Raw genomic sequence first — 12,728 nt, forward strand, 5'->3', positions numbered from 1 at the left:
CCTGGACGGAAGTCGGAAGACAAGGGTCTCTCATGTTTCCCACGCCACGGCCGGACGTTTTGCCGAATACGCTTGCCTTCGAGATGACACCGCTGGTGAAGCCCACCGGCTTTCGCGAATATGACGCCCGCTGGTGGTTCGGTCATCCTGGCTCGCCGAAGGCGCCGGAACTGAACCTGATGGGCGTGCAGGCGCTGGGCCTCGGGCTCGGCACCTTGCTGCACGAACTCGGCAAGCCGCCGGAAGTCGTGGTGGGTCATGATTTCCGCGGCTACTCGATGGGAATCAAGATCGCCCTCGCCCAGGGCCTGATGGCAGCCGGCTGCACGGTGCACGACATCGGCCTGGCGCTCTCGCCCATGGCCTATTTCGCCCAGTTCGCCCTCGACGTGCCGGCGGTCGCCATGGTGACGGCCTCGCACAACGACAACGGCTGGACCGGCGTGAAGATGGGGTGCGACCGGCCGGTGACGTTCGGGCCGGAGGAGATGGGCCGGCTCCGCGACATCGTGCTCTCCGGCAGCTTCCGGACGGCGCCCGGCGGGGCCTATCGGTTCGTGGAGAACTTCCCGGCCGTCTATATGGACGACCTTGCGAAGGACCGGCGCATCAAGCGTCCGCTGAAGGTGGTGGCGGCGTGCGGCAACGGCACCGCCGGAGCCTTCGCGCCGGAGCTTCTGGCGCGGCTCGGCGTGGAGGTGATCCCGCTCGACTGCGACCTCGACCACACCTTCCCGAACTACAACCCGAACCCGGAGGACATGGAGATGCTCCATGCCCTCGCCGCCAAGGTGAAGGAGACCGGCGCCGACGTGGGCCTCGGCTTCGACGGCGACGGCGACCGCTGCGGCGTCGTGGACGACGAGGGCAACGAGATCTTCGCCGACAAGATCGGCGTGATGCTGGCGCGCGACCTGTCGTCCGTCCACCCGAATGCCAACTTCGTGGTGGACGTGAAGTCGACCGGCCTCTTCCATTCGGACCCAGTGCTGAGAGACCGCCGCGTGGCCACGGACTACTGGAAGACCGGGCACAGCTACATCAAGCGCCGGGTGCGCGAGTTGAACGCCCTGGCGGGTTTCGAGAAGTCCGGGCACTTCTTCTTTAACGCGCCGATTGGCCGGGGCTATGACGACGGGCTCGTCACGGCGATCGCGGTGCTGGAGATGCTGGATCGCAACCCGGACCGCTCCATGGCCGACCTCTACCGTGCGCTGCCGAAGACCTGGGGCTCGCCCACCATGTCGCCGCACTGTCCGGACGAGGTGAAGTACGGCGTGGTGGACAAGGTGATCGCCCGGCTCACCGCCATGCAGGCGGCGGGCGAGACGATCGGCGGGCATCCGATCGTGGACGTGGTGACGGTGAACGGCATCCGGGTGACCACCGACGACGGCACCTGGGGCCTCGTGCGCGCGTCCTCCAACAAGCCGGAGTTGGTGGTCGTGGTGGAGAGCCCCGTCTCGGAGGAGCGCCTGCACGCCATGTTCAAGGCGGTGGACGGGGTGCTGCGCGAGAACCCCGAGGTCGGCGCCTACAATCAGACGATCTGACGGACCGACGCTGTTCGCTCCGGGGTCGCCGTCCGGCGCGGAGCGGACGCACCGTCCAGCGCCCCCGCTCCTTGCGAGCCGGGCCGAAACGCATCGAACGAGATGAGACGATGACAGACATGAAGATCGTGCCGGTCATTCTTGCGGGCGGCTCGGGGACGCGGCTCTGGCCGGTCTCGCGGGACAGCTTCCCCAAGCAGTTCCAGCCGCTGGTGGGAACGCTTTCGACCTATCAGCAGACCCTGAAGCGCGTGTCGGAGCCGACCCTCTTCGCCGACCCTGTCGTGGTGACCGGCGACAGCTTCCGCTTCTTCACCCAGCGCCAGGCCCGCGACGTGGGGGTCAACGCCACGGTGGTGTTGGAGCCGGCTCGCCGGGATTCGGCCGCCGCCATGGCGGCGGCAGCGGTGTTCGTGGAGCGCCGGGCGCCTGGATCGCTGGTGCTGGCGCTCGCCGCCGACCACGTGATCCTCGATGACGACCTCTTCCACCAGGGGATCCGGCTCGGCGCCAAGGCGGCGGCGGACGGCAAGATCGTGGTGTTCGGCCTGGTGCCGAACGAGCCGAAGACGAGCTACGGCTACATCCGCCCCGGGGAGCGCATCGGCGGGGAGGATGACCTCCGGCTGGTGGACGCCTTCGTGGAGAAGCCCAACCTTGCGACCGCGGTGGACTATGTCCAGTCCGGCTATCTCTGGAACTCCGGCAACTTCCTGTTCCGCTCGGACATCATGATCCGCGAGTTCCGGGCCTTCGCGCCGGACATCCTGGAGGCGGCGGAGGCCTCGGTGGCGGACGCGGCGGAGGACGCGGACCTCGGGTTCGTCCGGCTCGCGCCGGCTGCGTTCGAGCGCGCGCGCAAGACCTCCATCGACTACGCGGTGATCGAGAAGACCCGCGACATCGCGGTGGTCTACGGCCGGTTCCGCTGGTCGGACGTGGGGGCCTGGGACGCGATCTGGCAGGTGACGGAGCAGGACGCGGACGGCAACGCCATCCACGGCAACGGCGTGGCGCGCGGGGCCCACAACTGCCTGATCCACTCGGACGGCATTCTGACCGGCGTGATCGGCGCCGACGATCTGGTGGTGATCGCAACCGCGGACGCGGTGCTGGTGGCGCCGAAGAGCCACGCCCAGGACGTGAAGGGCCTGGTGGACCAGCTGAAGGCTGCCAACGTCGGACAGGTCGCGACCCACCGACGCGACTATCGGCCGTGGGGCTATGTGGAGGCCATCGACCAGGGTGCGCGGTTCGCGGTGAAGCGGATCGTGGTGGACCCTGAGGGCGTGCTGTCGCTGCAGCGGCACCATCACCGGTCGGAACACTGGGTCGTGGTGCGCGGCACCGCGACCGTGACGCTGGACGGAAGCGAGCGGATCCTGACCGAGAACGAGAGCCTCTATCTGCCGCTCGGCTCTGTCCACCGGCTGGCCAACATGGGGCGCATTCCGCTGGAGCTCATCGAGGTGCAGACCGGCGCCTACCTCGGCGAGGACGACGTGGAGCGCTACGACGACATCTATCGCCGGACCTGACGCCGGATCATTCGCCCGGCGGGCCGGCGGAACGAAGCCGCCAGGGCCTCCTCGGACCAACGGTGGGGGCCGCGTCAGGCGGCCTCAGCAGCCGGGCGCCGGCTGGGTCGAGGTCTGGCGCCTGGAATCCGATTCCGGGACGCAGGGCCGGCCGGTGTTCGGCGCCGCGCCGAGATAGCGGTTGACCTCGGCATCCCGGTGGAGGTTGCCCGGACGGCGCGCCTCGCGGCGGTCGTCGCGGAGGATTTCCTGCCGCTGGGTTCGCTGGTCGCACGGACGATTGGTGTTTCCGCCGCACTCGGCAGCGACGGCGGGCGCCGAGGCGACGGCGAACGGCGCGACGGCCGCGAACAGCAGGGCGGCAAGGGTCATTCCACGCATCATGATCTCCAACGCCGGCGCTCCTTCCGGGGAACCGTCAGGCGGGTAAAGGGCTGCACTTCATGTGGCCCGCCGCGTTCGGGGACGCAAGACGGCGCGCGGGCAGATGTCGGACCGGGTGCGTGGCGACCGCGCGCACCGGACCCGCACGAGCCTCACGGACCGACAGGCCGGCGCCCGATCGGGCTTCGCATCACCCGATGAACCGCCGGCCGGTCCTGTTGGTTTCACGTCCGATGCGCAAGACTTGGATGCCGGCTGGCACGCATCTTGAATGGATCGCCGCCCATCTCATATGGAAGGGATCACAAGAGCCGCGGCCGGATACACCCATCCTTTTTAATGTTTTGCGGGTAGGCATGGCACTCTCGACTCCTTTTCACCGAGCCAGATCACGACCCTCGTTCAAGTGAGCAGCGACCGGACTGTATGATGTTGCAAGGTCTGATGCGTCGACTGACAAGCCCGGCCGCGGAGGTGGCCCGACGGCGGACCCGCCTGATGCTGCAGGAGCCCTACCCGACGGTCTACGCGATCGGCGACGTTCATGGCTGCCTCACCGAACTGCAGGCGTTGGAGCAGACCATCTTTGCCGATGCGCGGCAGCGGCCCGGCGACAAGCTCATCGTGATGCTGGGCGACTATGTGGATCGCGGGCCGAAGTCGGCCCACGTGATCGACCATCTGCTCGAGCCTTTGCCGGCCGGCTTCCACAGGGTTTGCCTTTGCGGCAACCACGACGAGTTCATGCTCCGATTTCTGGAGGATCCGGGCCGCAACATCGGCTGGCTTGGGATCGGCGGCGACAAGACCCTGCTTTCCTATGGCATTGACCCGGCGAGCGTGCTTTCCGATCCCCGCTCGTCCGATACGCTGTCGGTGCTGAAGGCGGGCATTCCGGAGCGCCACGTGGAGTTCCTGGCGTCGCTCCCGGTGATGCTGGAAGGCCCTGGCGTGCTTTTCGTCCATGCGGGGGTGCGCCCGGAGGTGCCTCTGTCGGACCAGACCGACGACGACCTGATGCTGATCCGCGAGCCCTTCCTGTCGTTCGGCCCCGGCCTGCCCTACGTGGTGGTGCATGGGCATTCCCCGGAACTGGAGCCATCCGTCGGCCGCCTCCGGGTGGGGATCGACACGGGCGCGTTCAAGACGGGCCGGCTTTCGGCGGTGCGGTGGGATGGGCAGATCACCATCATGCGCTAGGGGCATCGCGCTTGCGAATGAGCCATCACTCGCCGTTAATAGTTATTGCAATATATACATTACCTAACGTCCCGGTCGTCGCCCGGATCGGTTAGAACCGACGGGCGGTGCGGCGGGTCGCAGAACAGGACGCGAATGCCCTCTGACATCCGGCGGATCGGCTTGCCGGATGAAAGCTTGCCGACAGTGAGACAGCTTGGAGAGCCTGGAACCATGGACGATCGCAACCTGCGTCTGGACAGCCGCCCGGAGCCTGTCGACGCCCGCCTGGAAAAATTGATCGAAGAGGTTCATGCGCTGCGGGTAGACGTTGCGCAGATCCGCGGATCGGTCGGCAAGTTCGCCACCGCCGAACAGGTCGGCTTCCTGAAGGGCCGGGTCGACCGGCTGCCGACCCTCGGCGGGGTCGCCATGCTGGCGGTCGGCTTCCTGCTCCTGCTCGTGGCGGCCATGCACTACGACGAGATCGTGGCGCTGATCGCGCCGGCGACCGTCGCGACTCCCTGAGGCGATCGCCGGGCGGGGTTCGCTCCGGCCGGCCATGCCACGACCGCTTGCGCGCGGGAGATCCGACCGTCCTGGTCGCATCTCCCGTTTTGTTGCGTTGCGGAATTTTCTGTTGCGGCGCACACTAACCCTCTTGAAGAGAGGGACGGCCATGCGCTTCAGCCAAGACATGCTCACCGCGGAAGAGCGGGACGCCCTTGCCCTTGTGGCGGACGGCGCACAGCTGCCGGCGACCGCGCCCGAAGCCATGCGGTTGATCGGCCTCGGCTTGATCGCGCCGGACGGCCGGCGCATGCGCCCGACGCCGCTCGGCCTTGCATTGCTGGGCGCAAGGCGACCGCTGGACGCCCAGCCACAGGCAAACCGCTAATCGTTTAACCACAACGGCAAGAACTTGACGCCCGTCAAACCGGCGGACGGACGGCTCTGGCGCAGAGGCAGGCCCGCGTTGGGCAGCTAATGCTCTGGCACAGCTTGGATTTTTTCAGCAGGAACCAAGCCTGAGCCTTGGCAGGAGCAAAGTAACGAAAACATCAACAAGACTGCGACCCACATTGACGCTACGATTTGTAGATCTGAATATGTGCATCGTAGATAGTGTTGACGGGATTGATCGAGGCACCGCATCCGATGCTGTCCACGCGTTCGCCAGCCGAACGCGCCGGACCCGATCTCGCCATGTGTTTCCGGACCGCTTTGGCCAAACCGCCAGGCGGGCATCTGCCACACCATTGAACAGCTCGAGTTTCAGCAATGAAAATTGTGATCACCGGCAACATGGGCTACGTCGGCCCGATTCTGGTCCGTCATCTGCGGACGACCTTCCCGACCGCCACCCTGGTGGGCATCGACTCGGGCCTCTTCGGCCACTGCCTGACCGGCACCGGCCTGCCCGAGGTCCTGCTCGACCAGCAGATCTATGCGGACGTGCGTGACGTCACCCCGGACATGCTGGCCGGCGCTGACGCGGTGGTGCTTCTCGCCGCCGTTTCCAACGACCCGATCGGCAACCGCTTCGAGGCGGTGACCGAGGCGATCAACGAGCGCGCCAGCGCCAACATCGCCGCCATGGCCCAGGCCGCCGGCGTGAAGCGCCTGGTGTTCGCCTCCTCCTGCTCGATCTACGGCGCGACCGAAGGCGGCGCCCGCACCGAGAAGGACCCGCTGAACCCGCTGACCGCCTACGCCCGCTCCAAGGTCGCGACCGAGAAGGCCCTCGAGGCAATGCCGCGCACCGGCATGGTGTCGACGGCGCTTCGCTTCGCCACCGCCTGCGGCTTCTCCGACCGCATCCGCCTGGACCTGGTGCTCAACGACTTCGTGGCGGCCGCCCTCGTCTCCAAGCGCATCTCGGTGCTGAGCGACGGCAGCCCGTGGCGCCCGCTGATCCACGTGAAGGACATGGCCCGCGCCATCGAGTGGGCGATCACCCGCGACCCGTCGGTCGGCGGCGAGTATCTGGCGGTGAACGCCGGTTCGGAGCCGTGGAACTACCAGATCCGCGACCTCGCCCTGGCGGTCGCCGAGGCGGTGCCGGGCACCGACACCAGCTTCAACCCCAACGCCCAGCCGGACAAGCGCTCCTACCGGGTGGACTTCTCGCTGTTCCGCAAGCTCGCCCCGGCTCATCAGCCGCTGGTCTCGCTGCCGGTCGCCGTGAAGGACATCTACGACGGCCTGCAGGCGCACGGCTTCAACGACCCGGACTTCCGCAACTCCCGCCTGATCCGCCTGAAGGTGATCGAGGGCAACATGGAGAGCGGCCGTCTCGGCGAGGACCTGCGCTGGACCGTGGACCGGCCGGCGAAGATCGACGCCGCCGCCTGAAGAGGCCGCGATCCTCGCCTTGAAACATCGGACGGCCGGTTGATCCCAACCGGCCGTTCGCCGTCAGGGGCCTCGGCGATGCGGTCGGATCAGGCCCGGGCGCGGGCGTTCGCGTCGGCGAGGAGGCCGTCGAAGTAGGCGATCGTCCGGACCAGGCCGTCGCGCAGCGCCACCTTCGGCGCCCAGCCGAGGTGGTCGCCGGCAAGGGCGATGTCGGGCTTGCGCTGCTTGGGGTCGTCCTGCGGCAGCGGCCGGAAGGCGATCTTCGAGCGGGATCCGGTGAGGTCCACCACCAGCGTCGCCAGGTCCCGGATGGTGAACTCCACGGGATTGCCGAGGTTGATCGGGCCCGTGACGTCCGGACCGGTGGCGATCATGGCCAGGAGGCCTTCCACCAGGTCGTCCACGTAGCAGAAGGAGCGGGTCTGGCTGCCGTCGCCGTAGAGGGTGATCTCCTGACCGAGCAGCGCCTGAACGATGAAGTTGGACACCACCCGGCCGTCCTCCGGGTGCATGCGAGGGCCGTAGGTGTTGAAGATGCGGACCACCTTGATCGGCAGGTCATGCTGGCGCCGGTAGTCGAAGAACAGCGTCTCGGCGCAACGCTTGCCCTCGTCGTAGCAGGAACGGGGACCGATGGGGTTCACGTTGCCCCAATAGTCCTCCGTCTGCGGGTGGACGGCCGGGTCGCCGTAGACCTCCGAGGTGGATGCCTGCAGGACCGGGACCTTCAGCCGCTTGGCGAGGCCCAGCATGTTGATGGCGCCGATGACGCTGGTCTTCGTCGTCTGCACCGGATCGAACTGGTAGTGGATCGGCGACGCCGGGCAGGCGAGGTTGAAGATGGCGTCGCACTCCACGTAGAGCGGGAACGTCACGTCGTGGCGCAGGAGCTCGAACCGCGGTTCGCCGATCAGGTGCTCGATGTTGCGCCTTGTGCCGGTGTAGAAGTTGTCGACGCACAGCACCTCGTGGCCGGCAGCGAGCAGGCGGTCGCAGAGATGCGATCCGATGAAGCCGGCGCCGCCGGTGACCAGATAGCGCTTCGGCAGAAAGCCGCTGGCGTTGATGAAGGGCATCCCCGTCTCCCCTGCCCGGCTCCGGCCTGCCACCGGACAGCGGCGCCACGAGTCGGGATGCGAATTCTCTTTCACTCATTCGCATATTCGTTTCTGGAGAGCCGGAAGTCGAGACGGGATGCGCGGTTTGCCCCGTGCCGTCGTGATCGGCGCGGCGGCGGCGCTTTGGCGGATGCGGTCATGGCGCGGGCGCCGCAAGAGGGATGGACCGGCCGCGAAGGTCTCCCGTCCCTCGTCGCCAGTTCTGACAATCCGAACAGGCAGAACGCACAGATTGCACATGGTTAATGGAAGTTCGGGTGAAGATATTGACGCGCCCGAATACTTCCGTCCACGCCGACCCAACAGCTTGCCGCCATGGTAACCATCCAGCCATTAAACTTCTATTTACAATTGACTTTTCGCATATAACGGCGTCAATTCACCTTACATTCCCAACGGATTTCCAGCGAGCGGTCCAGATGATCTTTCACGAAACACCCTTGGCCGACGCACGCGTCATCGAATTGGAAAAGCGCGGCGACAACCGGGGATTTTTCGCGCGGTTCTTTTGCGAGAACGAGTTCGCGGACGCCGGTCTTGAGACCCATTTCCGGCAGATCAACAACTCGCTGAGCTCCACCAAGGGCACGCTCCGCGGCATGCATTACCAGCTGACGCCGTCGGCCGAGGTGAAGGTGGTGCGCTGCGTCCGCGGCGCCCTGTGGGACTGCATCATCGACCTGCGGGCAGGTTCGCCCACCTTCGGCAAGTGGCACGGCGTGGAGCTGACGGCGGACAACCGCCTTGCCTTCTACGTGCCGCGGGGCTTTGCCCACGGCTTCGTGACGCTGACCGAGGACACCGAGGCGCTCTATCTGGTGAGCGACCTCTACGCGCCCGACAAGGAACGCGGCGTGCGCTGGAACGACCCGGCCTTCGGCATCGAATGGCCGGTGGAGCCGACCGAGATCTCCGCCAAGGACGCGGCCTGGCGCGACTTCGATCCGGAGTGGCACGGCACGGCGGTGCTGGCGGGACAGAAGTAACAGACCGGCTGGGCAGGCTCCGCGCGCGGGCGGGCGATCTGCCGAACACCGGACAAAGGTTTTTTCAAAGGGGCCAAAATGATCATTGTCGATACGGCAATCGCCAAGCGGATGGCGACAGGCAAGCCGATCCTGGTCGGCGTCTACGGCATCGGCTTCATGGGCCGGGGCATGGTGGTGCACTCGGAGCGCCACCTGCCGGTCCTGAAGTTCGTCGCCATCTGCAACCGCAACGTCCAACGCGCCATCGACGCCCTGGTGGCGGCCGGCGTGGACCGGGACGACATCGTGGAGGTGGACACCGACGCCGCCATGGCGGACGCCATCGCCAGCGGCAAGCGGGCGGTGACCGGCAACCCGGACCTGATCGCCCGGTGCGAGGGCATCGAGATCGTGGTGGAGACCACGGGCGCGGTGGAGTACGGCGCCCACGTGACGCTCGCCTGCATCGAGCACGGCAAGGACGTGGTCTCCTTCAACGTGGAGCTCGACGCCACGGTCGGCCCGCTCCTGAAGAAGAAGGCGGACGAGAAGGGCGTGATCCTTTCCGGCGTCGACGGCGACCAGCCGGGCGTGACCATGAACCTCGTCCGCTACGCCCGCACGATGGGCCTGCGGCCGCTGATCTGCGGCAACATCAAGGGCCTGCAGGACACCAAGCGCAACCCGACCACCCAGGCCGAGTTCGCCAAGAAGTGGAACCAGACGCCGGCGATGGTGACGAGCTTCGCCGACGGCACCAAGATGATGGCCGAGCAGGCGATCGTCGCCAACGCCGTCGGCCTCCGGGTGCCGAAGCGCGGCCTGATCGGCCGCGAGTATCAGGGCCACGTGGACGAACTGGTGGACTTCTACGACTACGAGCAGGTGAAGTCGCTCGGCGGCATCGTGGACTATGTGGTGGGCGCCAAGCCCTCGCCCGGCATCTATGTGATCTGCGAGGCGCCGGACGAGCACGCCCGCTTCTTCCTCGACCTCGGCAAGCTCGGCAAGGGGCCGCTCTACAGCCTCTACACGCCCTGGCATCTGATCACGCTGGAGTTCGGCATCTCGGTCTGCCGCGTGGCTTTGCTCCGCGACGTGGTGATCGCCCCGAAGGGCGAGCCAATGGTGGACGTGATCGCCGCCGCCAAGATCGACCTGAAGGCCGGCCAGACCCTCGACGGCATCGGCTGGTACATGACCTACGGCGTGGCCGAGAACTACGACACCGGCCGCCGTGAGCGCCTGCTGCCGATCGGCCTTGCGGAAGGCTGCCGCCTGAAGCGCGACGTGCCCGTCGACCAGGCGATCAGCTACGACGACGTGGAACTCCCGACCGACACCCTCATCCATCGGCTTCGCGCCGAGCAGGACGCCCTCTTTCCGGTGACCTGATCCCATACCCTCGTTTCGAGGAGACATCGTTATGAAGGCAGTCATTTTTGCCGGCGGCTTCGGCTCGCGCCTCAGCGAAGAGACCACGCTCCGCCCCAAGCCGATGGTCGAGGTCGGCGGCAAGCCGATCATCTGGCACATCATGAAGATCTACGAGCACTACGGTATCAACGATTTCGTGGTGCTGGGCGGCTACAAGGTCGACTTCATCAAGAACTACTTCCTGAACTATCACGACCAGTCGTCCGATTTCACGATCGAGCTGGCGTCCGGCAAAATCCGCTGGCAATCCAGCCGGACGGAGAACTGGACCGTGACGGTGCTGGACACGGGCCTCGAGACCATGACGGCGGGGCGCCTGAAGCGCGCCCGCAAGGTGATCGGCGACGAGCGCTTCCTGCTGACCTACGGCGACGGCGTGTCGGACGTGAACATCCACGAGGCGATCGCCGCGCACGAGAAGTCGGGCAACTGGGTGACGCTGACGGCCGTGAGCCAGCCGGGCCGCTACGGCGCGCTCGGCCTGACCGAGGACATGACCCAGGTGCGCGCCTTCCGCGAGAAGGCGGCCGGCGACGGCGGCCTGATCAACGGCGGCTTCTTCGTGGTGGAGCCGGCCGTCTTCGACCTGATCGACGGCGACGAGACCGTCTGGGAGGAAGAGCCCATGGAGCGGGTGATCGAGCGCGGCAAGCTCGGCTCCTACTGGCACAAGGGCTACTGGCAGAGCATGGATTCCGTGCGCGACAAGATGGTGCTGGAAAAGGCCTGGGACTCCGGCAAGGCGCCCTGGAAGCTCTGGCGCTGAAATCCCGAGCGGATGGATTGAATGAGAAAGGGCCCGGAGCGATGCTCCGGGCCCTTTTCTTATGATGCAGTGGAGCGCCGTGATGGGGCCGTGTGTCGGCCCCTGCCCTTTCCGCCTACTCGAACTCGACGCCCTTGGAGGTTTCCTTCCAGCGGGCGAGCGAGCCTTCCAGCGTGTAGCGGTACGGGAAACCGTGCGCCTTCAGCTGGTTGGGGATGACGTTGGTGCTCTGGTAGAGCTTCATCACGCGGGCGCGGTTGATCGAGGACTTCTTGATGCCGAGGGCGTTCAGCACCTCCATGCCGAAGCCGGCGATGAGCATCAGCGAGATCGGCACCGTCGTCTTCACCGGCTTGTAGCCGGCCACCTTGGAGAAGGCGTTGCAGATGTCCTCGGAGGTGAAGCGCTCCTGATGGGCGAAGTTGTAGGTGATCTCCGGATCGCCGCGGTCGCGCATGTAGGCCATGGAGGACACCAGATCCTCCACGTAGCCGCACGACTTGATGGTGTCCTTGCGCCCCGGATAGACGAAGCGGCCGGCCTGCATGAGGCGAGCGAGGCGGGTGAAGTTGCCGCGCTCGGTGCGGCCGTAGATGACCGCCGGACGCACCACCACCAGTCGGCGCTCCGCCGCACGCTCCGACCGCCACAGCCGGTGGACGCCCTCGGCGAGCAGCTTGGACCGCCCGTAGGCGGATTCCGGCTTCAATTCCGAGGTCTCGTCCTTGGGCTCCTCGGAGGGGCCGTAGACCGAGATGGAGCTGGTGAAGACGATGGTGTTCGTCCCCTTCTCGGCCGCGAAACGGCAGACGTTCGTGGCGCCGTGGAGGTTGGTCCAGTAGTACTCCCACTCTTCGTGGCCGGGGGTCGTGTGCACTGCAGCGAAGTTGTAGATCTCGTCCGGCGTGAAATCCACAAGACCGGCTGGTATCGGTTTGCGCACGTCGCTCGTGACATACTCGACACCGTCGACGGCAAAGCGCGGCGGTGCGATGTCGGCGCATACCAGGCGACTGTAGGTGCCGCTCGCCGCAAGGGTCGCCAGCAGGTGCGAGCCGATGAAGCCCGCGCCGCCGAACACGATAGCTGTCGTCATCCAGAAGATCCTCGTACCCCGAATGCGACCGCGGCGGCCTCTCCGCGGCGCATACAATCTCTGATTCAAGGGCGAGCGTATCGCCTGCCCCGAGAAAATCTGATTAACGGCCTATAGATCCATGCGAAGAAAACCACACAATCCCCAGTCAGGCGACTGCATAATCGCACGCGTTACCAAGTCGTTTCGGCTACAAAGCGTTTAGGTTAATGGAAGGAACGCAGCGCTGACCCTCTGAACCCTTGCCGGTGGGCGATCACCCCATGCGAAGACACGGTGAAGAACGCGACGACGGCTCTGCTGAGCCAGTTCACCTTTCTGGCGCGACAGC

Annotated in this window: 12 protein-coding genes; 9 read left to right on the forward strand and 3 right to left on the reverse strand. The window is 66.2% G+C overall.

The window, feature by feature from the left end; genetic code table 11:
- The first annotated feature begins 32 nt into the window (after positions 1-32).
- The gene (locus tag BUQ68_RS03330; RefSeq protein ID WP_075214518.1) at positions 33-1,553 is read left to right on the forward strand and encodes a phosphomannomutase/phosphoglucomutase; all 1,521 of its coding nucleotides are present in this window, start codon (positions 33-35) and stop codon (positions 1,551-1,553) included.
- Between the two features lie 110 nt (positions 1,554-1,663).
- Positions 1,664-3,091, forward strand: a complete 1,428-nt coding sequence (locus BUQ68_RS03335; protein WP_075214519.1) for a mannose-1-phosphate guanylyltransferase/mannose-6-phosphate isomerase — start codon at positions 1,664-1,666, stop codon at positions 3,089-3,091.
- An 84-nt stretch (positions 3,092-3,175) separates the two neighbouring features.
- On the opposite strand, the gene BUQ68_RS03340 is transcribed toward BUQ68_RS03335, so the two are convergent.
- Positions 3,176-3,472, reverse strand: a complete 297-nt coding sequence (locus BUQ68_RS03340) for a hypothetical protein (protein ID WP_139315136.1) — start codon at positions 3,470-3,472, stop codon at positions 3,176-3,178.
- A gap of 447 nt (positions 3,473-3,919) precedes the next feature.
- Between BUQ68_RS03340 and BUQ68_RS03345 the strand changes: the two genes are divergently transcribed.
- The 4 genes from BUQ68_RS03345 (at position 3,920) to BUQ68_RS03360 (ending at position 7,009) form a co-directional block, all read left to right on the forward strand.
- Positions 3,920-4,675: a metallophosphoesterase gene (locus tag BUQ68_RS03345; protein ID WP_095407266.1), complete on the forward strand. Its 756-nt coding sequence runs from the start codon at positions 3,920-3,922 to the stop codon at positions 4,673-4,675.
- Between the two features lie 213 nt (positions 4,676-4,888).
- Positions 4,889-5,182 (forward strand): hypothetical protein, encoded by a 294-nt coding sequence (locus BUQ68_RS03350; protein WP_075214522.1) that lies wholly within the window; start codon positions 4,889-4,891, stop codon positions 5,180-5,182.
- Positions 5,183-5,333: 151 nt separating this feature from the next.
- Positions 5,334-5,552, forward strand: coding sequence for a hypothetical protein (locus BUQ68_RS03355; protein WP_075214523.1), 219 nt, complete (start codon positions 5,334-5,336; stop codon positions 5,550-5,552).
- Positions 5,553-5,935: 383 nt separating this feature from the next.
- Positions 5,936-7,009 carry an NAD-dependent epimerase/dehydratase family protein gene (locus tag BUQ68_RS03360; RefSeq protein WP_075214524.1) on the forward strand — a complete coding sequence of 358 codons (1,074 nt, stop codon included), beginning with the start codon at positions 5,936-5,938 and terminating at the stop codon, positions 7,007-7,009.
- Positions 7,010-7,098: 89 nt separating this feature from the next.
- Here the strand turns inward: BUQ68_RS03360 and BUQ68_RS03365 are convergent, their stop codons facing one another.
- Positions 7,099-8,088: a UDP-glucuronic acid decarboxylase family protein gene (locus tag BUQ68_RS03365; protein ID WP_075214525.1), complete on the reverse strand. Its 990-nt coding sequence runs from the start codon at positions 8,086-8,088 to the stop codon at positions 7,099-7,101.
- A 461-nt stretch (positions 8,089-8,549) separates the two neighbouring features.
- Here BUQ68_RS03365 and rfbC point away from each other — a divergent pair, with 461 nt between their 5' ends.
- The 3 genes from rfbC (at position 8,550) to rfbF (ending at position 11,301) form a co-directional block, all read left to right on the forward strand.
- Positions 8,550-9,116 (forward strand): dTDP-4-dehydrorhamnose 3,5-epimerase, encoded by a 567-nt coding sequence (gene rfbC / locus BUQ68_RS03370; protein ID WP_075214526.1) that lies wholly within the window; start codon positions 8,550-8,552, stop codon positions 9,114-9,116.
- A 78-nt stretch (positions 9,117-9,194) separates the two neighbouring features.
- Complete coding sequence (locus BUQ68_RS03375; RefSeq protein ID WP_075214527.1) at positions 9,195-10,493, forward strand: NAD(P)H-dependent oxidoreductase; 1,299 nt, start codon at positions 9,195-9,197, stop codon at positions 10,491-10,493.
- 31 nt (positions 10,494-10,524) lie between these two features.
- Entirely contained in the window at positions 10,525-11,301 is a 777-nt protein-coding gene (rfbF, locus tag BUQ68_RS03380) for a glucose-1-phosphate cytidylyltransferase (protein ID WP_075214528.1), read from the forward strand.
- 115 nt (positions 11,302-11,416) lie between these two features.
- On the opposite strand, the gene BUQ68_RS03385 is transcribed toward rfbF, so the two are convergent.
- Entirely contained in the window at positions 11,417-12,397 is a 981-nt protein-coding gene (locus tag BUQ68_RS03385; protein WP_075214529.1) for an NAD-dependent epimerase/dehydratase family protein, read from the reverse strand.
- Positions 12,398-12,728: the final 331 nt, after the last annotated feature.

It is taken from the genome of Mongoliimonas terrestris, assembly GCF_001927285.1.
Classification (GTDB): domain Bacteria; phylum Pseudomonadota; class Alphaproteobacteria; order Rhizobiales; family Pleomorphomonadaceae; genus Chthonobacter; species Chthonobacter terrestris.